Annotated in this window: 21 protein-coding genes, 1 tRNA gene and 2 other annotated features; of the genes, 20 read left to right on the top strand and 2 right to left on the bottom strand. The window is 43.0% G+C overall.

Annotated features, from left to right (window positions below; all coding sequences use genetic code 11):
- Positions 1–22: 22 nt before the first annotated feature.
- Complete coding sequence (locus HMPREF1040_RS05165) at positions 23–571, bottom strand: ferritin family protein (RefSeq protein WP_007392899.1); 549 nt, start codon at positions 569–571, stop codon at positions 23–25.
- 238 nt (positions 572–809) lie between these two features.
- Positions 810–919: a sequence feature (ribosomal protein L20 leader region), on the top strand.
- 10 nt (positions 920–929) lie between these two features.
- On the opposite strand from HMPREF1040_RS05165, the gene infC reads away from it, so the two are divergent.
- From infC to HMPREF1040_RS05095, 14 genes are all read left to right on the top strand, one after another.
- On the top strand, positions 930–1,448 hold the full coding sequence (infC, locus tag HMPREF1040_RS05160) for a translation initiation factor IF-3 (protein WP_036257690.1): 519 nt from the start codon (positions 930–932) through the stop codon (positions 1,446–1,448).
- A 15-nt stretch (positions 1,449–1,463) separates the two neighbouring features.
- Positions 1,464–1,661 (top strand): 50S ribosomal protein L35, encoded by a 198-nt coding sequence (rpmI, locus tag HMPREF1040_RS05155; protein ID WP_007392914.1) that lies wholly within the window; start codon positions 1,464–1,466, stop codon positions 1,659–1,661.
- A 40-nt stretch (positions 1,662–1,701) separates the two neighbouring features.
- Positions 1,702–2,052, top strand: a complete 351-nt coding sequence (gene rplT / locus HMPREF1040_RS05150; protein ID WP_007392826.1) for a 50S ribosomal protein L20 — start codon at positions 1,702–1,704, stop codon at positions 2,050–2,052.
- A 145-nt stretch (positions 2,053–2,197) separates the two neighbouring features.
- A tRNA-Leu gene (locus tag HMPREF1040_RS05145) sits at positions 2,198–2,282 on the top strand.
- Between the two features lie 112 nt (positions 2,283–2,394).
- Entirely contained in the window at positions 2,395–2,892 is a 498-nt protein-coding gene (locus tag HMPREF1040_RS05140; protein WP_007392841.1) for a nitroreductase family protein, read from the top strand.
- A 50-nt stretch (positions 2,893–2,942) separates the two neighbouring features.
- A complete protein-coding gene (locus tag HMPREF1040_RS05135; RefSeq protein ID WP_007392828.1) occupies positions 2,943–3,191 on the top strand; it encodes a twin-arginine translocase TatA/TatE family subunit in 249 nt (82 codons plus the stop codon).
- A complete protein-coding gene (gene tatC, locus HMPREF1040_RS05130) occupies positions 3,157–3,888 on the top strand; it encodes a twin-arginine translocase subunit TatC (RefSeq protein ID WP_007392837.1) in 732 nt (243 codons plus the stop codon). Before HMPREF1040_RS05135 ends, tatC begins: the two co-directional genes overlap by 35 nt.
- Before the next feature lie 186 nt (positions 3,889–4,074).
- On the top strand, positions 4,075–7,509 hold the full coding sequence (locus HMPREF1040_RS05125) for a pyruvate carboxylase (protein ID WP_007392905.1): 3,435 nt from the start codon (positions 4,075–4,077) through the stop codon (positions 7,507–7,509).
- 431 nt (positions 7,510–7,940) lie between these two features.
- On the top strand, positions 7,941–9,278 hold the full coding sequence (gene nox, locus HMPREF1040_RS05120) for a H2O-forming NADH oxidase (protein ID WP_007392886.1): 1,338 nt from the start codon (positions 7,941–7,943) through the stop codon (positions 9,276–9,278).
- A gap of 100 nt (positions 9,279–9,378) precedes the next feature.
- Positions 9,379–9,581 (top strand) — a binding site (T-box leader).
- Between the two features lie 39 nt (positions 9,582–9,620).
- Complete coding sequence (locus HMPREF1040_RS05115) at positions 9,621–12,281, top strand: valine--tRNA ligase (RefSeq protein ID WP_007392815.1); 2,661 nt, start codon at positions 9,621–9,623, stop codon at positions 12,279–12,281.
- A gap of 12 nt (positions 12,282–12,293) precedes the next feature.
- Positions 12,294–13,598 (top strand): folylpolyglutamate synthase/dihydrofolate synthase family protein, encoded by a 1,305-nt coding sequence (locus tag HMPREF1040_RS05110; RefSeq protein ID WP_007392908.1) that lies wholly within the window; start codon positions 12,294–12,296, stop codon positions 13,596–13,598.
- A 187-nt stretch (positions 13,599–13,785) separates the two neighbouring features.
- Positions 13,786–14,064 (top strand): hypothetical protein, encoded by a 279-nt coding sequence (locus tag HMPREF1040_RS05105; protein ID WP_007392923.1) that lies wholly within the window; start codon positions 13,786–13,788, stop codon positions 14,062–14,064.
- A gap of 160 nt (positions 14,065–14,224) precedes the next feature.
- Entirely contained in the window at positions 14,225–15,463 is a 1,239-nt protein-coding gene (locus tag HMPREF1040_RS05100; protein ID WP_007392848.1) for an O-antigen ligase, read from the top strand.
- Positions 15,464–15,550: 87 nt separating this feature from the next.
- Entirely contained in the window at positions 15,551–16,201 is a 651-nt protein-coding gene (locus HMPREF1040_RS05095) for a redox-sensing transcriptional repressor Rex (RefSeq protein WP_007392845.1), read from the top strand.
- A 67-nt stretch (positions 16,202–16,268) separates the two neighbouring features.
- On the opposite strand, the gene HMPREF1040_RS05090 is transcribed toward HMPREF1040_RS05095, so the two are convergent.
- On the bottom strand, positions 16,269–17,672 hold the full coding sequence (locus tag HMPREF1040_RS05090; protein ID WP_007392836.1) for an FAD-binding oxidoreductase: 1,404 nt from the start codon (positions 17,670–17,672) through the stop codon (positions 16,269–16,271).
- A gap of 183 nt (positions 17,673–17,855) precedes the next feature.
- Between HMPREF1040_RS05090 and HMPREF1040_RS05085 the strand changes: the two genes are divergently transcribed.
- The 6 genes from HMPREF1040_RS05085 (at position 17,856) to hpt (ending at position 21,705) form a co-directional block, all read left to right on the top strand.
- Positions 17,856–18,176 carry a septum formation initiator family protein gene (locus HMPREF1040_RS05085; RefSeq protein WP_007392869.1) on the top strand — a complete coding sequence of 107 codons (321 nt, stop codon included), beginning with the start codon at positions 17,856–17,858 and terminating at the stop codon, positions 18,174–18,176.
- Between the two features lie 107 nt (positions 18,177–18,283).
- Positions 18,284–18,709: a S1 domain-containing RNA-binding protein gene (locus HMPREF1040_RS05080; protein ID WP_007392893.1), complete on the top strand. Its 426-nt coding sequence runs from the start codon at positions 18,284–18,286 to the stop codon at positions 18,707–18,709.
- Between the two features lie 174 nt (positions 18,710–18,883).
- Positions 18,884–19,810: a Ppx/GppA phosphatase family protein gene (locus tag HMPREF1040_RS05075; RefSeq protein ID WP_007392928.1), complete on the top strand. Its 927-nt coding sequence runs from the start codon at positions 18,884–18,886 to the stop codon at positions 19,808–19,810.
- Between the two features lie 2 nt (positions 19,811–19,812).
- Positions 19,813–21,108, top strand: coding sequence for a tRNA lysidine(34) synthetase TilS (gene tilS, locus HMPREF1040_RS05070; protein WP_007392910.1), 1,296 nt, complete (start codon positions 19,813–19,815; stop codon positions 21,106–21,108).
- A complete protein-coding gene (locus HMPREF1040_RS08400; protein ID WP_369688067.1) occupies positions 21,042–21,182 on the top strand; it encodes a hypothetical protein in 141 nt (46 codons plus the stop codon). The genes tilS and HMPREF1040_RS08400 overlap by 67 nt, the downstream gene beginning before the upstream one ends.
- Positions 21,166–21,705 carry a hypoxanthine phosphoribosyltransferase gene (gene hpt / locus HMPREF1040_RS05065; protein WP_007392851.1) on the top strand — a complete coding sequence of 180 codons (540 nt, stop codon included), beginning with the start codon at positions 21,166–21,168 and terminating at the stop codon, positions 21,703–21,705. The genes HMPREF1040_RS08400 and hpt overlap by 17 nt, the downstream gene beginning before the upstream one ends.
- Positions 21,706–21,741 lie beyond the last annotated feature (36 nt).

Genomic DNA, 21,741 nt, shown 5'->3' with positions numbered 1-21,741 from the left:
ATAAAAAGCTTTTTTTAAGCCCTTATTTTGCGAAATAACGATCTAACAAGCCGTCAAATACACGACCATGACGAGCTTCGTCTTTTGCCATTTCATGAACTGTATCATGAATCGCATCTAAGTTTAATTGCTTAGCTAACGTGGCTAATTCCTTTTTACCGGAGCAAGCACCTTGTTCAGCAGCGGCACGCATTTCTAAGTTTTTACGCGTATCGTCCGTTACCACTTCACCGAGCAATTCAGCAAATTTAGCCGCATGTTCTGCTTCTTCAAAGGCAATACGTTTATATGCTTCCGCAACTTCCGGGAACCCTTGACGATCGGCAACACGGCTCATGGCTAAGTACATGCCGACTTCTGAACATTCACCGGTGAAATTCATGCGAAGACCTTCCACGATGCGTTCATCAACGCCGTTTGCTACACCTACATGGTGTTCATCAGCATATTCTTTTTTATCGCCTGTTAATTCGTTGAATTTGTTTTGAGGAGCACCACATTGGGGACACTTTTCGGGAGCGTTGCTGCCTTCATATACATAACCACAAATACTACATACAAATTTTTTCATGATAAATCCTCCTATATAAATACACATTTATATGTCGCTATGTTTTTCAACATATAAAACTAATAACTAACAAATATGAATTACTTGTTATGTTGATAGTATAACAGAAGATTTTGATAAAAGCAAGAGTAAATATAAGCAAATATTAAATAAAAATAATTATCGTTTATATTTAATATGGTAGTAGCAGAACGGCTATTGACAAGAAAAGACAAAGATGATAAACTAATACAAGTTAAAAATAAAGTAGAAACTATCCGTTTCTCACCTTACATGACGACAAGTTACTAAGGTTTATGATGAAGGCAATGAACGGATAGTGAATACTATTCGTTCTTTTTTTTGGAGGTGAAAGACCATTAGTAAGGAAACACGTATCAACGATCAAATTAGAGTCCGCGAAGTTCGTGTCGTCAGTGATGCGAATGAACAATTAGGTGTTATGTCGATACGTTCAGCACTGCAAATTGCTGAAGAACGTCACTTAGATTTAGTAGAAGTAGCACCAAATGCCAAGCCGCCCGTTTGTCGGATTATGAATTATGGCAAATATCGATACGAACAACAAAAGCGTGAAAAAGAAGCAAAAAAGAAACAAAAGGTATTGGTATTAAAAGAAGTCAAACTGCGGCCGAATATCGAAGACCATGACTTTTATGTCAAACTAAAAGGGGCCCAACGATTTTTAGGCGATGGAAGCAAGGTCAAAGTGACGATTATGTTTCGAGGCAGAGAGATGAGCCACCCCGAATTAGGGCGTGACTTACTGCTACGTTTCGCTAAAGAGCTTAATGAGGTCGCTCATGTAGAAAAAGAACCGAAATTAGAAGGCAGAAACATGACGATGGTCATGTCTGCGATTAAAGGAAAGCAATAGGAGGAAGTCGTTATTATGCCGAAATTAAAAACTCGCCGTGCTGCGGCAAAACGTTTTAAAGCAACAGGTACGGGAAAAATAAAACGTATGAAACCGTATAAGAGCCATTTATTGGAATCCAAATCACCAAAACGGAAACGCAATTTACGAAAAGCAGCACTCGTTTCTAAGACGATGACAGAAGCTGTGCGTAATATGTGCCCCTACATGTAAGAAAATAGAATTTAAATAGAGTAGTTGGAGGAATAAAATCATGGCTAGAATTAAAGTGGGTGTGACCGCACACGCTCGTCATAAAAAAATTGTAAAAATGGCAAAAGGATATCGTGGTACACGGAGCCGTTTATTTAAAAAAGCAAATGAAAGTGTAATGAAAGCATTGTTCTATGCACGTCGTGACAGAAGAGCGAAAAAACGTGAATTCCGTAAATTATGGATTGCTCGTATCAACGCTGCTACTCGTGCACAAGGACTTAGCTATAGCCGCTTTATTTACGGTTTGCAAAAAGCAGGTGTTATGGTAAATCGGAAAATGCTTGCTGATTTAGCTGTTCATGATGCAGCTGCTTTTACGAAGTTAGTAGAATTAGCGAAAGCACAATAAGTAAGGAAAATACAAAACCGAAGTATTCGGTTTTGTATTTTTTTTGCTTGTAAAAAAGCATGTACAAAGGCGATAAAAAAAGCTTGACGAAATAAGATTATATGATATAATAGTTTTTGTCTTTAAAAGTATTTTCCATAGACATGCCGGAGTGGCGGAATTGGCAGACGCACCTGACTCAAAATCAGGCGGGTAACACCGTGGGGGTTCAAGTCCCTTCTCCGGCACCACCAAAACATCCTACGGGATGTTTTTTTTATGCCTCCATATAGGGCGATACCGTTTTCATCCCATTGTGCCTGTGGTATAATAAAGTATATTAAAAAACTGAGGGGGAAAATCATGGAAGCGATTTTTTCAAGACACAGTGTACGAAAATTTTTACCTAAGCCCGTAGAGAAAGAAAAATTAGAACGATTGCTACAAGCTGCCATGGCCGCACCTTCCGCAGGCAATCAACATCCATGGGAATTTTACGTGGTACAAGAGCCGGACGTATTGCAACGCCTTGCCACATGTAGTCCGTATGCAGGTTGCTGTGCTCAAGCACCGGCGGCGATTGTTGTCTGTAAGCGGGATAAACTAGTTCGTTTTCCCGGCTTTGCCAATCTGGATTTGAGTGCGTGTACCGAAAATATATTGATTGAAGCATCTTATTTAGGGCTTGGTGGCGTATGGTTAGCCTTAGCACCGTACAAAGCCCGTATGAAAGCGACCGCTCGTACCTTGCAGACGGCGGCAGATTCCATTCCTTTTGCCATAGTCCCTATTGGGTATGAGGCCGAACCAAAGGCAACGGTTGAATCCAGATATGACGAAACACGCATTCATTGGTTGTAAAAAAAGCAGGGACTCGTTAAGAGTCCCTTTTTTATAAGGGAGATGGTTATATGGGGTTTAGTGAAATGCTACTCGTGATGGTAGTTGCTTTTATCATACTAGGTCCACAAAAATTACTGGAAATAAGCCGTTCCTTAGGAAAGGCTGTGCGTGAATATAAAAAAGCGATGAACGAGATCGATGAAGATGTAGTAGAGGTAGAAATCACGCCGTCTGATAAGAAAGCGAAAACGACGCCTGCGGACAACCCGGAAGGGAGAGGGCATGAACACGGTACGGACACCCCAACATCCATATGATGAAAAAATAATGCCCGTAGAAGGGCATGTACAGGAACTACGAAAGCGAATTATTCGTGCTGTTCTTTGGTGGGGGATTGCATCAGGAGGAGCTTATTACTACATTGAAGACATCGTAAGATGGCTTACCAAGCCGGCGGGCAAAGTGTATTTTTTAACGCCAACAGAAGTTTTTTTTGCCTATCTCAAACTATCCCTTTGGCTTGGCTTTTTGATCGCCTTACCCGTTTTGGTCTATGAAGGGTGGGCATTTTTTGCCCCTGCCTTTGAACCGAATTTACGGAAAATAGGGCGGCGTTTAGTCCCGGGCGGTGTTGCACTCTTTTATATAGGTCTTGCCTTTGGCTATATCCTAGTGCTACCAACGGCGATGACCTTCTTTTTGAGCTTTTCTACGCCACAATTAGCACCGTTATTTTCGTTTGGTGCGTATTTATCCTTTCTTATTATGTTTTTATTACCTTTTGGCATTGTTTTTGAATTGCCCCTTATCTTTTTCTTCTTATCGTGTTTAGGTATTGTTTCTGCGTCTACTTTACGCCATAAACGGAAATATTTTATCGTCTTTTCCTTTATTTTTGCTGGAATTATTTCGCCGACGACGGATATTTTTACGCAGACGATGATTGCTATTCCCATGCTCATCTTATATGAAGTTAGTATATGGTTATTAGCGTGGCAAAACAAGAAAACATAAGCAGATTACCAATGATGTAGAGCATATCAATGTGTATAAATATTTTTTGTATACAGTATATATTCGCTTATTATGCGTTCTATGCTTGTAATGTACGGACAGTTTGATATAATAAAAAGCATAGTGTACGATGCCATATTAGGCGTACCATTAATTGATTACATGACTTATCAGGAGGTTTTTTTCATGAAAAAAATTCGTTCGGTTTTAGTTGCAAACCGAGGTGAAATTGCAATTCGCGTATTTAGAGCCTGTAACGAAATGGGCATTCGGACGATTGCAATCTATTCTAAAGAAGATTCATTGTCATTACATCGCTTTAGAGCAGATGAATCTTATTTAGTAGGAGAAGGGAAAAAACCGGTTGATGCTTATTTAGATATTGAAGATATTGTTCGCATTGCTCATGAACATGATGTTGATGCGATCCATCCCGGCTATGGATTTTTATCGGAAAATGCTGATTTAGCAAAACGATGTGAAGAAGAGGGCATCATTTTTATCGGTCCACGTGTAGAACATTTAATCATGTTTGGCGATAAAATCAATGCTCGTATTCAAGCGAAAAAAGCGGGCATTCAGTATATCCCCGGCAGCGATGGTCCCGTGATGAACTATGCAGAAGTAGAACGCTTTGCTAAAGAAGTTGGGTTGCCAATTATGCTTAAAGCCGTAAATGGCGGTGGCGGTCGCGGGATGCGTATGGTTAATAACATGGTTGACTTGCGTGATGCGTATGATCGGGCAAAATCGGAAGCCCAATTGGCTTTTGGCAACGATGAAATTTATTTAGAAAAATGCATTATCAACCCCAAACACATAGAAGTACAAATTATGGGCGATGAACATGGTAATGTCATTCATTTATACGAACGGGACTGTTCCGTGCAACGGCGGCATCAAAAAGTCGTGGAAGTGGCACCGGCTTTTTCCTTGCCGGTTGAATTGCGGCAACGCATTTGTGCAGCTGCCATTAAACTAATGAAAAACGTGAATTATGTCAATGCAGGGACCGTAGAATTTCTCGTCACAGCCGATGGCAATTTCTATTTCATCGAAGTCAATCCGCGTGTGCAAGTAGAACATACGATTACTGAAATGATTACGGGAATTGACATCGTGCAGACGCAAATCAAGGTTGCCGAAGGATATGCCTTAGATAGCGACACCATCGGTATTCACAGTCAAGATGACATACGGTGCTTGGGTAATGCCATCCAATGTCGTATTACAACAGAAGACCCGATGAATAATTTTATGCCTGATTCGGGTAAAATTATGGTTTATCGTAGCGGTGGTGGCTTCGGCATTCGCTTGGATAGTGGTAACGCTTATACGGGAGCTATTATTACCCCTTATTATGACTCCTTGTTAGTAAAAACGGTTTCCAATGCCCTTACTCATGCTGGTGCTGTACAGAAAATGCTCCGTGCATTAAAAGAATTCCGTATTCGTGGCGTTAAGACAAATATCGGTTTTCTTATTAATGTACTAAGAGAACAATCCTTTGTCGATGGTTCATACGATGTTAATTTTATTGATGACCATCCTGAATTATTTAACTTGCCGGTAGTACAAGATCGGGGAACAAAACTCTTAAAATATATTGGTGAAACGACCATCAATGGCTATGGTGGTGCTGGTCATACGGAAAAACCTGTGTTTGAACCACTACAACTGCCGACCGTTCCTGAAGGCCCCTATCCAGACGGGACAAAGCAACGCTTTGACAGTCTTGGTGCAGAAGGCTTTTGCAAATGGGTATACGATCAAGAGCAAATATTCTTAATGGATACCACGATGCGTGATGCCCATCAATCTCTACTTGCCACGCGGGTTCGCTCCATTGATATGCTGCGTGTACTTGAAGCATCTTCCAAAAAATTATCGCAACTATTTTCTTATGAATGCTGGGGCGGTGCTACCTTTGATGTAGCCTATCGCTTTTTACAGGAAGACCCGTGGGAACGGTTGCGAGAAATGCGTGCAAAATCGCCGAATATCCTTTTACAAATGTTGATTCGCGGGGCCAATGGTGTTGGCTATACAAGCTATCCCGACAATGTGGTAAAACAGTTTGTCCAATTGGCTGCTAAAAATGGGGTTGACGTATTTCGTATCTTTGATTGCTTGAACAGTTTGGATAACATGTATGAAACCATTCAAGCCGTCCGTGAAACGGGGAAAATTGCTGAAGTCGCTCTTTGTTATACGGGTGATATACTCGATCCATCCCGTTCTAAATACGACCTGGCATACTATGTGAACATGGCCAAAGAAGTAGCCAAAGCAGGTGCTAACATTGTCGCCATAAAAGATATGGCCGGGTTACTTAAACCGGAAGCATCATATCGCTTGATTTCAGCGTTAAAAGACGTCCTTACCGTACCGGTACACTTGCATACCCATGATGGTGCAGGTAATGCGGTAGGTACGCTCTGCCGTGCCGTAGATGCAGGCGTAGACATTGTCGATGGCACGTTCTCCGCCTTTGCCGGTGGTACAAGTCAACCGAGCATGAGTACTTTTTATCATGCTATTCAAGGCAAAGCACGGAAACTTAACTTGGACGTTCAGGCGATGGAAGAAATGTCACGTTACTGGGCATCCGTTCGCCCTTACTATAAAGGCGTAGATAAAGCGGAAGCCTATCCGAGTACATCCGTTTACTTCCATGAAATGCCGGGTGGGCAATACTCGAATTTACATCAGCAAGCAAAATCCGTAGGCCTAGGCGAGCGGTGGCAAGAAATTCAAGCGATGTATCACCAAGTGAGCATGATGTTTGGTGACATCATCAAAGTTACGCCATCTTCTAAGGTTGTCGGCGATATGGCACTCTTTATGGTGCAAAATAATTTGACGGAACAAGCTATTTACGAAAAAGGCGATATTCTTGACTACCCCCAATCGGTCGTAGAATTTTTTGAAGGTCGCTTAGGTGTACCTTATGGCGGTTTTCCGGAAAAGTTGCAAAAAATTATACTCAAAGGTCAAAAGCCGTTAAGCGAACGTCCAGGGAAAATGTTAGCTCCCGTAGATTTTGAAGGTGTCCGCAAAAAATTAGCCGATGCAGGCTATAAACATGACGATGAAGACGTTAACGCTTTTTGCCAATACGACAAAGTATTCCGCGACTATAATGAAAAACTCAAAATATATGGCGATGTGAGCGTTCTTGATACCCCCACTTTTTTCTTTGGCATGAATAAAAACGAAGAAATACATGTCGAAATTGAAAAAGGGAAAGACCTCATTATCACCCTCATCAACATTAGCGATCCCGATGATAGCGGTACTCGTACGATTACGTTCCTCTTTAACGGGGTGGAACGGGAAATCCAAGTTGTCGATAAGAGTATCGACTTACAAACCGTATCAAAACGAAAAGCCGATCCAACCGTACCGGGCGACATCGGTGCTACCTTATCGGGATCTGTCGTGAAAATACTCGTCACGAAGGGACAAAAAGTGAAAAAAGGTGAACCCTTAGTCGTTACGGAAGCGATGAAGATGGAAACAACCATTACCGCACCCCTTAGCGGTACGGTCGGTGAAATTTACGCCACCAAGGGGCAACCCATCATTAGTGGCGATTGCCTTCTTGAGATTATTGAATAATATAGAGTCAGCTAGAAAACACATATTCTACATTCGTAGGATATGTGTTTTTTTGTAGATGCATAAAACGGAAGAAGTAACAGGCGATCTCATATGCGTAAACACGTATAATAAAGCGACCGGTCGTAGATAAAGACATAAGCCATGCCGGTGTTTTCGGCAGAGGCGAACAAAGAAAGGACGTAACCTAAATGATATGCTGCATACATGGGGAGGGGGAGTAATGCGACCTAGCTCCCCCGTAGGTTGTATACTGTAAGCCGCTCTTAGGGATGCTTGCATTTAGCTATGTTTTTTAGGCATATCATGTGTTAGTAATTCCTATATCTATTATTGACAAGCAAGGGGTGAAAGTTTATACTTGAGTAAAATAGTAGAAATAAAAACGTAAGGTTTTTATTTTGAGTGAAGCATATAAGGAGGAAGGTATTATGGCAAAAATTATTGTAGTAGGGTCAAACCACGCAGGTACAGCAGCAATTAACACGATTTTGGACAATTATAAGGGAAATGAAGTCGTCGTATACGATAAGAATACGAATATCAGCTTTTTAGGCTGTGGGATGGCTTTATGGATTGGACAACAAATTCATTCAGGCGATGGCCTCTTTTATGCATCACCCGAAGGCTTAGCAGCAAAAGGTGCTAAGATTCATATGAATGCGGAAGTAACGGCTATTAATCCAACAAAGAAAACGATTACCGTTACCGTTGATGGCGTAGAAAAAGAAGATTCTTATGATAAATTGATTTTAGCAACCGGTTCTAATCCGGTAGTGCTTCCTGTTCCCGGACATGATTTGGAAAATATCCAATTGGTAAAATTGTATCAAAATGCCAAAGAAGTTATTGAAAAATTACAAGCACAACCAGACATTAAAGATGTAGTTGTTATGGGTGCCGGTTATATTGGCGTAGAATTGGCAGAAGCCTTTGAACGCTTGGGCAAACATGTGGTTATGTTAGATATGGCGGATCGCATTATGCCACGTAATTTTGATGTGAAATTCACGGATATGATGATGGAAAACATGAAAGCACACAACATTGAAATTCGTTTGGGCGAAGGTGTGCAAAAATTTGAAGGTAAAGATGGCAAGGTTTGCGCTGTTGTTACGGATAAAGGCACGTATAAAGCAGATATGGTTATTTCCGCTGTTGGCTTTAAACCGAACTCCGCATTAGGTGGCGATTTGTTTGCTCGTTTTGCTAATAATGCCTACTTGACGAATAATAAATTTGAAACGAGTCAAAAAGATATTTATGCTATTGGCGATTGCACGACCGAATTTGATAATTCAACGGGAAAAGAATCATACATTGCGTTGGCTACGAATGCTGTTCGTAGTGGCGTGGTAGCTGCTCATAACGCATGCGGTACGGCAATTGAATCTCTGGGTGTACAAGGGGCCAGCGGGATTTGCATTTATAACTTGAAAATGGTTACTGTCGGCTTGACGGTTGCCGCTGCTGCAAAAGCAGGTATTGAAGTAAGTTATACTGATTTTGAAGATACGCAAAAACCGGCGTTTATGGAAGTTGAAAATCCAAAGGTTTCTATTCGCATCGTGTATCGTAAAAACGACCGTGTTGTCGTAGGGGCACAATTGGCTTCGACGTATGATATGTCTGCACAGATCAATATGTTCTCCTTAGCTATTCAAGAAAAAGTTACTATTGATCGCATTGCCTTGTTAGACTTGTTCTTTATGCCTCACTTCAATCAACCTTATAATTATGTGACAATGGCAGCTTTAACGGCTAAATAATAGGAAATTTATGCTTGATAAAAAAAGGATTATCGTTTGCATGCGATAATCCTTTTTTTGCATTGACAAAAAAAATAAACTTGTTAAAATGATATACAATAAAAAAGCAATGAGCGGAAGAAAATAGTGCGTAGCGGTCAGAGAGGCAACGGTAGCTGAGAAGTTGCTCCGGTATAGCTATTGTGTCACCCGTGAGCTGACAAGAGGAAAGGCTTGTTCGGATACAGCCGTTATCTGTATTAAGTGGTCGCAAGGCGACAATATAGGTGGTACCGCGGAAGGCAGCATACTTTCGTCCTAGGGGATGAAGGTGTGCTTTTTTAATTGTAAGGAGGCGTTTAGATGAAGTGGAATAAAGAAAAGTTAGGAAGTTATGCACCTGGTGAAATAGAAACATCGTGGTATGAGCACTGGGAAAAAGCAGGTTATTTTCATCAAGAACCGGAAGCAGGGAAGGAAGCTTTCAGCATTGTTATGCCTCCACCGAATGTTACTGGCCAGTTGCATATGGGGCATGCGTTGGATAATACGTTGCAGGACATTTTAATTCGTTTTAAGCGAATGCAAGGGTATAATACGAATTGGATTCCCGGTACGGATCATGCTGGTATTGCTACGCAAGTAAAGGTCGAAGAAGAGCTGGCAAAGGAAGGGAAAACACGCTATGACATTGGTAGAGATGCTTTTTTAGAACGCGTGTGGGACTGGAAAAACAAGTATGGTGAACGCATTGAAAAGCAAATTCGCCGCTTAGGGTCGTCTTGCGACTGGAGTCGGAAACGCTTTACTATGGATGAGCAATGTGCTCGGGCGGTGCGAGAAGTCTTTGTTTCCCTTTATGAAAAGGGACTTATTTACCAAGGTACGCGTATTACGAATTGGTGTCCGCAATGTCATACGGCTCTTAGTGATATTGAAGTGGATCATGTGGATGAACAAGGGCATTTATGGTACATTAAGTATCCCCTTGTCGGCGAAGATGCATATATTACGGTCGCTACGACGCGACCGGAAACCTTGATGGGTGATACCGCTGTGGCGGTTCATCCGGAAGATGAAAAACTACGTCAGTTTATCGGTAAAAAAGTGCGTATTCCCCTGGTTAATCGAGAAGTAGAGGTTATTGGGGATACGTACGTAGAACGAGAATTTGGTACAGGTGCGGTAAAGATTACCCCGGCACATGATCCGAACGATTTTGAAATGGGCGTACGCCATAACTTGCCTTCTATTATGGTGATGAATTTAGATGGCACGATGAATAGTGAAGCCGGGAGTGCCTATGAAGGGATGACCCGTGAAGCCTGCCGTAAAGCAGTCGTAGCAGATTTACAGAAGCTTGGTTTATTAGATCACCAAGAAGACTTAGCTCATGCGGTAGGCCATTGTTCCCGTTGTCATACGACGATTGAACCGTTTGCGACAAAGCAATGGTTCGTTTCGATGAAACCGTTGACAACGGCGGCGTTAGAAGCGGTTTCCGCGGGGAAGACATCCTTCATTCCCGAACGGTTTGTGAAAACCTATAATCACTGGTTAGAAGACGTGCATGATTGGTGTATTTCTCGTCAATTGTGGTGGGGCCATCAAATCCCTGCCTGGTATTGTGAGGATTGTGGTAAAACCTCCGTCGCACGTGAAGATATTACCCATTGTATGCATTGCCAAAGCACCAACATACAGCGTGATCCGGATGTGTTAGATACATGGTTTAGCTCGGCCTTATGGCCGTTTTCCACGCAAGGTTGGCCGGATAAAACAGCAGATATCGAACAATTTTTCCCAACGAGCGTATTGGTTACGGGATATGATATCATCTTTTTCTGGGTAGCACGGATGATGTTCATGACGTGTGAATTTATGCAAGACATTCCCTTTGAACACGTCTTTATTCATGGGTTGGTACGAGATAGTCAAGGGCGGAAGATGAGTAAATCTCTCGGCAATGGAGTGGACCCCTTAGGCGTATGTGAAACATATGGAGCCGATGCCTTGCGGTTTACCTTGGTGACAGGCAATACGCCGGGTAATGACATGCGGTTTTATATGGAACGGGTGGAAGCCAATCGGAATTTTGCCAATAAAATTTGGAATGCCGCAAAATTTGTTATGATGAATGTGGAAGATTACGATCCGACCTATGTTCCTCAACGTGATGCGTTGACGCTCGCCGATCGCTGGATTATGACGACCTTCCATGAACGGGTAGCACAGGTGACAGCCGATTTAGATCGCTTTGAATTAGGGGCTGCTGCCGATAAGGTGTATGACTTTATTTGGAATTATTTCTGTGATTGGTATATCGAATTGGCCAAACCACGTTTATATACATCCGATGATGCCGTTGATCGGCGTACCGTTCAATACGTATTGGTCTATGTATTGACGCATACGCTCGAATTATTGCATCCCTTTATGCCCTTTGTGACGGAACACATTTGGCAACATGTACCGCATGAAGGCGAAAGCATTATGCTTGCACCATGGCCAACGGCACAGGCAGAATGGCTATTTACAGAAGATGCCAAACAAATGCAAGTGCTTATGGAAGCGGTGAAAGGAATTCGTAATTTGCGGGCCGAATCACATGTGCCGATGGGGAAAAAAGCACCGGTCATCTTTGTACCGGCTAATGAAACAGCGGCGACATTGTTACAACAACATGAACAATATTTCCGTATTTTAGCTTTTGCCGATAAGGTAACGATTTTATCACCGCAAGCGGATAAACCTACGAATGCTGTCGTGGCAGTAGCCCCCGGCATGGAAATGTACGTGCAAGTGAAAGATTTGATTGATGTGGATAAAGAAATGGCACGTGTACTCAAAGAACAGGGAAAAGTACAAAAAGAAATTGAACGGCTCGAACACAAGCTGAACAATGCGGGCTTTTTAGCGAAGGCTCCTGCGGATGTAGTAGACAAAGAAAAGGAAAAATTAGGGTCTTATCAAGATAAATTAGAGATGCTCACACATCGCTTAGCAGAATTAAAGCAATTGTAAGAGGTGACAGGTATGACCTATGAAGAAGCGGTACAGTATATTGAACAGGCGAGTTCCTTTGGTATCCAACTGGGACTTTCGCGGATTACCGCCTTATTGGATATATTGGGAAATCCTCAACGGCAGTATCAAACGATACACGTGACGGGGACGAATGGAAAAGGCTCAGTAACGGCGATGGTAACAGCGGCATTAGAAGCGGCCGGCTATCGGGTAGGTCGCTATACATCGCCCCATTTGGAAACGTATCGAGAACGAATTTATGTACATGGGCAACTCATTTCGGCACCTGATTTTGCCGAGGCTATCGCTACGGTACAAGAAGGGGTCAACCAATTGACGGCATCCGGACAGGAAGCACCCACAACGTTTGAAATGCTTACAGCTGCCGCTTTTTGGTATTTTGCAGAAAAAAAGGTAGACTACGCCGTCATTGAAGTTGGCTTAGGGGGATTATTGGATTCAACGAATGTGATCACACCGGTTGTATCCATTATTACGAATGTCGATTTTGATCATATGAAATATTGTGGGCATACGATTGGCGAGATAGCTACGCAAAAAGCAGGGATTATTAAAGCGGGTGTACCCGTGGTGACAACGGCTACGGGCGAGGCCTTACAGGTCATAGCCAAAAGGGCGTATGCGAAACAAAGTCGCCTGTACGCATTGCATCATGGCTTTGACGTCATGCCGTTACCGCCGGGGGAAGATAAGACGACCCAAGCGATACGGGTGACGACAACCGCAGGCAAAACCATTGACGTGACCTTGCCTTTATTAGGACAGCATCAGCAGCAGAACGGTGCCGCCGCAGTGATGGCACTACTGGAACTGGCACGTACACGCAAGGCATTGACACGTACCGCTATTTGCCAAGGACTTGCCCACGTGCGTTGGCCCGGTCGTTTCCAAGTACTGACGGTACAAGGCAAGCAAGTGGTCATTGATGGTGCACATAACCCCGCAGGGATTACCTCCTTTTGTCAGACCTATGAACAGGTATTTGCACGTAGACCGCGGATATTCGTCTTTTCCGTACTAGCCGATAAGGATTATACGCACATGATACAAGAACTGTTTCGTTCAGATGATGAGGTCTATGTAGCTCCCGTACCCAATCCGCGTACGGCCGATCCAAAGGTGTTATGTCCGCAATTGCCTTGTCACGCTACGCCGTGTCAATCTTTGGAAGAGGCGGTTGATCGGGCGTTTACACACGCAACGGCTGAAGACGTCATTTGCCTCGTTGGTTCTCTTTATATGCAAGGTGTTGTACGAGCCTATCTGCGTGAACACTATCAGGCGAGTCTATGAGCAAGAACGTGTATACATTAATTTTGTTGTTAAATTGTAGTGCTTTTGTCATGAAAATGTGTTAAAAAAAGTTTACAAAAAACAAAAAAATGAGTATAATAAAAATATAATACTTAAGTATATACGGAATTCGTGCAAAGATTTTCGTGTATAAACATTGTGTAATATGAATGGGTGATGAATAAGGATGAACAAGCAGAGTGAAGCAGTAGAAATGGAACCAGTTCAACGAAAGACGAAGAAAAAAAATGATGCCATTAAGTTAGAACGAAAACGCAAATTTATTAAAATGTGGAAAAATTGGTTGTTTGATATCAATAAGTCAGAAGTAGATATTGCTAGAGAAATAGGCTTATCACAGCAAGCCTTTAATGCTAAGATGCGTAATGCGACAATTCGCTATACCGAATTAGCCGATATTGTTGAACAGCATGGATACACGATTGAAATAACAAAAAAACACTAACGTTAATGTAAAAATCACTCAAAACACCTATCCTGCAGATGTAGGATAGGTGTTTTTGGTAGATCCGGAAAATAGAAAAAAATGGCGGCTTTCCGTCATTTTTTTTTAGCTAGTCAGAAAGCGTCCGGTTTAGTATAATAACACGAGGAGGAAACGGACAATGGGTATTTTTACATATCATGTACGAGACCAAAAAGAAAAAGCACGGCAGCATATTTTGTACGCGTTGGCAGGAACCATCTTCTTTATGCCCTTGCAGCTGATAGCGATGGAAGTGTGTTTTATCCTTACGTTGGGCTTAGCCATTTATTATATGGCACGGTATGGAAGACCACGGCAGAGCAGCCAACCCTTAAACGTACCGGCCATATGCTTTGGTATCGTTGCCCTGCTATCCCTACATGCGACGGCGACACCCTTACGTAGCACGGCCTTTTACATCTATACGCTAGGGCAATATTTGGCACTGTATTATGTGGTACAAACCTTTGTCCGTGGCGCCGGGGAACGAAAGCAACTGTGTTATGTTTTTTTACTTGCCGCTGCGGCGGTTACCGTTTGCGGCTTTGGGCAATACATCCTTTCGCCTGTCGAAACGAATATATGGGTGGATAAAGACGCCTTTCCCTTCTTGTCGCGGCGGATGTATGCACCCTTATATAACCCGAACTTATTGGCACAATTTTTAGTCATTGCCCTTTGCGTCAGTATTAGTGTGCCTTGCAAGCATCCCTATCTGGTATGGGGCAAACGCATCCTTACGTTGGCGTTGGTCGGTGCGGTGATCTTAACCTACTCTCGCGGTGCCTGGCTCGCCTTGGCCGCCTTGTGCTTGTATTTGGGATGGGTAGAAAATAAACGCTGGTGGCTGTGGTTTTTGTGTGTCCCCCTTCTCTTTGGTTGGTACCATGACACCCTCTATGCACGGTGGATATCTCTTTTTTCCGTGAGCCAAGAAGACACCTCCCTTGCTATGCGGTGGTCCATGTGGAAAGCCGCCCTTACCATGGCCGGCACGCATCCCATTTTGGGTATTGGCTGGGGCGAATTTAAAACGATTTATCCCCAGTACAATTGGTTCATTAAGCATGCAGGCATTTGCATCTATCATGCACATAACATGTTTTTAAATATCCTCGCCGAAACGGGCATGACCGGCTTTTTTTTCTTCCTGTGGTTTTATGGAGGAAACTGGTATTACGCACGGTGTTACGACATTCATAACCATCAAGAAAGCTACATCCCCTTACTCATGGGGGGCATTATCATCGGTACGACCGTTTGTGGCATAGGTGATTTTGACTTGTTTGCAACGCAACTATCCATGACCTTTTGGCTGTGGTGCGGTATATTTGCCAATTGGTTTAGCGAAAATAATTTGCGAAATAATTCACACTAATATATAATAATATCATAGAATAGGATGTACTATCGTATGTATACTCATAATATAGGGGAAATACGCTAGTTGGAGGAATGATACGTGATGAGACATAAAAAAGGAATATCGGATGCCGTAATTGAACGATTACCATTATACTATCGAGATTTATTGTTATTGCGAGATGCGGGTATTGATATTATTTCCTCAGAAAGATTAGGGGAACGGTTAGGCATTACACCTGAACAAATTCGGAAAGACTTAACCTGTTTTGGTGCGTTTGGTAAAAAAGGGGTAGGATATTATGTTAGTGAACTGTGTCAACAAATTGTCGAAATTATCGGTTTGCAACAACATTGGAAAATAGGCATTGCCGGTATTGGCCATTTAGGTTGGGCCCTTGCTAACTATAAGACCTTTGAACGCTTAGGTTTTCGCACGATGGGGTTATTTGACGTGGATCATCGGATTATCGGACAAAACGTCGGTGGCATTACCGTAACATCAAGTGTCGATATGGGGAAAATTATTCGGGAACAACAAATTCAAATCGGCATTATTACGACCCCTGCATCGGTAGCCCAACAAGTGGCCGATGACATGGTCGCCGCTGGAATCAAGGGGATATTGACCTTTGCCCCGTTACGATTAAATGTACCTAATAACATTTTTGTTTTTCGGGAAGATCTCTCTATCGGGTTGAGTCGAATTTCTTATTACTTGACAAATTATTCAGATAAAACAGATACCTTTTAATAATATAGGTATAAGCATAACGGAAAAAACACCCTTTTTCATATAGAAAAAAGGTGTTTTTTTTGACCTATTTTGATATATCAAAGATTTTGCCCGGATTCAGTACATATTGTGGATCTAAGGCTTTTTTTATCGTTTTCATCAGGGCTAACGTGGCAGGATCGGTAAACCGTTCCATTAAATCACGCCGTTTGGCACCGATGCCATGTTCGCCGGATAAACGCCCGCCTAGTTGATATAAGGCCGTGTACAGTGCCGTTTGATTTTCGGTGACCCGTTTTTGCCAAGTAAGATATGATTCTTCGGCTGGTTTTAAAATATTAAGATGAATATTGCCATCGCCAATATGACCGGCAATGCGTGTGATAAGGTTATACTTATGTGCCAGGTCGGCAATGATGTGGAAAAACTCGCCTTGCTTTTCTATGGGAACGACTACATCCTCTTTACTGACGAGCAAACTTTCTGCCCGTACGGCTTCAGCAAAGGCCTTACGGGCACGCCAAATCTTTTTATAATCGGCAACGAGAATATCCGTTGCTCCTTGACGCTGACAAATCGTGTCGATGCTTTCTAAGGCCGGCTCTATTTCCTCTTCCGTACCGTCCATTTCGATGATGACATAATTGCGTTTGTCCTTTCCCGGTAAAGGTTCATGCAAATAGGCCTCAATAGAACGTAAGGTCGGTTCATCCATAAACTCTATACATGTCGGCAACAAGCCCGCTTGTAACAAACAAGCCGCCGTGTCGATCGCCTTCGTTGGCGTGGGAAAAATGGCGAGAATATCGACAATCTGTTTAGGCCTTGGCAAAAGCTTGAGCGTTGCTTGCGTGATGATACCCAGCGTGCCTTCTGAACCCGCTATGAGCTGTTCTAAACAATAGCCGGTCGATTGTTTTTTTAAGCGTGCTCCCGTCTGTACGATATCTCCTGTGGGCGTCACAACCGTAAGTGCATAAATCTGATGACGGGTTGTTCCGTATTTGACGGCTCGATTGCCGCCCGCATTGGTCGCAATATTACCGCCAATACAGCAAGAATCACTACTACATGGATCACCTGCATAAAATAATCCCTTAGCTGCGGCTGCGGCTTGTAAATCTGCCGTGCGTACACCCGGTTCGACAATGGCATATAGCCCCGTAGGATCAAGTGCGAGAATGCGATCCATTCGTTCCGTACTTAGGACGACACCACCATACAGGGGAACGGCACCACAGGCTAACCCCGTACCACCGCCCCGGGGTACTACGGGAAAATGGGCGACATTTGCTAATTTTATGATAGCGGCAATCTCTTCGGTCGATTGGGGAAAGACAACTGCCTCAGGTAAATGATGGTACGTCGTATCACTGACTTCATCATGGCTATACGTTTGCAACACGTCCGGCTGCGTACGGACAAACTCCTCGCCAACGATAGAGGCAAGCTTTTTTAAGGTTTTTTCTGTTAATTTTTGATACGTCATTCCGATCCCTCTTTAATTAGTTATTTTACTTCTATTATATAGAATTTTGCTAAATAAGATAGTCTTTTTAATGAACAAATCGAATTGAGCCAAAGCGATAAATAGACTATTTTTCAGAATATGTGGTATACTAACTACATATATTGGAATTATCCTAGGCAAATTAAAGGAAGGGAATATGTCGTGGCACAAGAAAATAGACGCCGTCCCATACGGGCTATAAGACGAAGAAAAAGAGAAAAAGATAAAGTGGCCTACCTATATCATAAAATACTTCTTCTTATTATCATTATCGGCTGTCTTTTCTTAGGATATCGCTTTTTTTCACTGTGGCAGATTCATGAGAATATGCAAGTAACGGTACAACAAAAACAAGTGTTGCAAAAAGAAAATCAAAAACTTAAACAACGCAAAGAACAACTCAATGATACACAGGAAATTGAAAAAGAAGCAAGAGAACGATTTGGCCTTGCTAAACCGGGGGAAATTCCTTATAAGAAATAAATTAGAAGTTATTATATTTTTGATTGAAATTTTTTAGCTTTTTGAGTATAATAACGATATACGCTTTAGCAATAATGCTGAGCATACAAGGAGGAATATAAATCAGCATGACAATCGAAGTGGGTAAGGTGTTTGAAGGAATCGTTACAGGTATTACAAAATTTGGTGCATTTGTAGAATTGCCTGATAAAAAGGTAGGCTTAGTACATATTTCTGAAGTGGCCAATGAATATGTAAAAGATGTTCATGATTTCTTAAAAGTGCAAGACAAGGTACAAGTAAAAGTTTTAGCGGTAGATGAAAAAGGAAAAATTGGATTATCTATCAAGCAGGCACAGTCAGCTCCGGAAAGAAAAGCAGTTCGTCCGCATCGGGAGTTTCACACCAATGGTGAGCATCGACATGTTTCTACCTCTTCATCTTTTGAAGATCGGTTGAGCAAATTCTTAAAAGAAAGCGATGAACGTCTTATGGATTTGAAACGAAATACGGAATCCAAACGAGGTGGCCGTGGTGCACGGCATGCTGATTAATTTCGAATGAGAAATTTAGGGGCAAAAGAGCATTCCTGCTTGGAATGCTCTTTTTGGTTTCTCGTTATCTCTTTGTTCTTGTTATTTCTTTGTTCTTGTTATCTCTTTGTGGTTTCTCATTATCTCTTTGAGGTTTTTCTTTTATTTTAATTATTATAGACTGGAGTGGTAATTATGAACGTGCAAGAGTATGCAGTAATTGATATGGGGTCTAATTCTATTCGCCTTATGATCGGTGTAAAGGCAGACGATGCTAAACCTTGGCGATTTACACCTAAGGATGTCATCATGACTCGGTTAGGTGAAGGCGTCGACAAAGGAGGGGCTCTTTCCGCAGAGAGTATGGAACGCACGCTTGAGGCCTTAGCCACATGGCGGAGTCGTTTGTTGTATGTTCCCGTCTGTGTCGTGGCAACGAGTGCCGTGCGAGACGCTAGCAATGGGAATGCTTTTTTAGCTGAAGTGCGTGCACGTTTTGGCTGGCATTGTCGTATTATTACGGGCAGCGAGGAAGCTTTATTGGGATTTTACGGTGCAACTGCCAACATGGACCCGAAGGCCTGTATATTGACCCTTGATATAGGCAGTGGTAGCACGGAAGTCGCTGTCGGTACAAGGAACAATGTCCATTGGTCACATAGTTATGACATGGGGGCAGTACGATTAAAAGAACGGTGGGAAACCGAATTGCAATCTTTTGAAAAGGCAGTCGCACATTGCAATGAAACTTGGGTGCCAATGGATGTGAAGCCCACGCATATCGTGGGGATAGGAGGCACCATTACCACCGCTGCGGCGATGGTACAAAAACTTAACGTCTACGATCCCCAAAAAATTAATAACTATTCTTTAGCACTTAAGGATGTAATTGAACTCATTCCGCGGCTTTCTGCCCTTTCGCAAGAAGAACGTCTAGCTATACGGGGCTTACCGCCACAACGACGCGATATCATTATACCGGGGTTGCTTATTCTTTGGTCCTTTATGAGTCACTATAAGTATATGAATATTATCGTCAGTGACTGTGATTTGATGGAAGGTGTGTTTTATCGTCACGCCTTCCATGATGCAGCGTGGCGGAATGGACCTAATACGAAGTAATGATGAAAGAACGAATACTCGCTTATTGCCGGCAATTTCATTTACTTGAGCAGGGAGAGCGACTTATTGTCGCTTGTTCAGGTGGCCCCGATTCACTGGTGTTACTGGACATATTGGCCCAACTACGTGAAATATATGCATTGCAGTTGATGGTGGTTTATATCCATCATCATCTGCGTGCTGCGGCGGATGAAGAAGTGCGTTTTGTACAAGCAGAAGCAGCCAAACGGCAATGCCCTTTTATGACGTTAGGCGTGGATGTGCCGGCCTTGGTAAAAGCACGTAAACAATCGGTAGAAACGGTGGCACGGCAAGAACGGTATCGTCTCTTGCGAGAAGCTAAAGATAGGCAAGGTGCTACGGCAATTGCCGTGGCACATCATCAACACGATCAAGCGGAAACGGTGCTACACCATTTCTTGCGTGGTAGCGGCTTGACCGGCTTATGTGGCATGGCACCACGGACAGGCGACATCATTCGCCCCCTGCTTGGTGTATCTCGTACGGAAATTATGCAGTATGTACAAGAACAAGGCTTACAGCCACGGGAAGACGAAACGAATCGGGACACGACCTATTTACGCAATCGCTTACGGTGGGACGTGCTTCCCTTATTACAGCAGATCAATCCTGCATGCGTGACCGACATCAGTCACATGACAACCATACTTCAAGCGGAAGAAACGTGGATCCAAACGATGGTCCAAACGTCCGCTCGTCATATCGTACAACGTCAAGGCGAGGATATATACATTAAGCAAGCCCCCTTTCTTGCATGCCCCGTAGCGTTACAACGGCGTCTTCTTCGGTACGCCTATGAAACCCTTTGCGGCGAGCGACAAGGTCTTTCCTTTACACACGTTGAAACCTTGCGTGCTTTATTTCAGAAAGAAACGGGGAAACAATTTTTTACCCGTCAATGGCGAGCTGTACGCACGTACGATGCAGTCATCTTGACGAGGCAAAGCAACACGCCTCTACGTGACGATACAGCCTGTGTGCCTATTGACGGTGTGGGCGATTATGACTTAGGCATGGTAAGGATACACTTGGATATTGACCGTCTGTATGGCAACGCATGTACGGATGGGCAAATCGATTACGCACGGATACCGGACGGGGCGGTTTTTCGCTATCGTAAACCGGGGGATTACCTGTGTTATCACGGGTATACAAAAACGCTAAAAAAATGGTTACAAGAAAAAAAATACCCGCTGCAAGACGGGGACAATTGCCCCTTTTATGCAACGGTTCACAAGTACTATGGATATACGGCTTTCCGCCGTTTCCGGCAATAGCCATACAACATGACACGAAACACATTGGTAGAATCACATTAGTAGGAGGCACGGTAGATGCATCAAGACATTAAAGAAATATTATTTACAGCAGAACAAATTCAAGCACGGGTAGACCAATTAGGTGCGGAAATTTCACGAGATTACGCTAATAGAGAAATTCTCTTGTGCGGTATTTTAAAAGGGGCCGTTACCTTTTTTGTCGACTTGGCAAGACGGATTGACGGTGCTGTCCAATTTGACTTTATGAGCTGTTCCAGCTATGGCGATGGGGTTACCTCAACGGGAAATATTGTGATTCGCAAAGACTTGGACACAGACGTTGCGGGCAAAGACATTTTAATCGTTGAAGACATCATCGACACGGGTATTACCTTACATCATCTTGTCAAACACTTGCAAGAACGCGGTGCTCATTCGGTGAAATTGGCAACGCTGCTCAGCAAACCGGCACGGCGGCAAGTAGACGTGCACGTTGACTATAATGGCTTTGACATCCCCGATGCCTTTGTCGTGGGGTATGGCCTCGATTACGCCGGCAATTATCGCAACTTACCGTATATTGGCATTCTAAAAGAAGCGGTTTATACAAAATGAAATATACATGAATGTTCCTAGATAAATGGGGATGTT

Origin of the sequence: Megasphaera sp. UPII 135-E (assembly GCF_000221545.1) — a bacterium.
GTDB classification, from domain to species: domain Bacteria; phylum Bacillota; class Negativicutes; order Veillonellales; family Megasphaeraceae; genus Megasphaera; species Megasphaera hutchinsoni.
The sequence above is the reverse complement of the archived record's forward strand: the minus strand, read 5'-3'. Positions and strand labels throughout refer to the sequence as shown.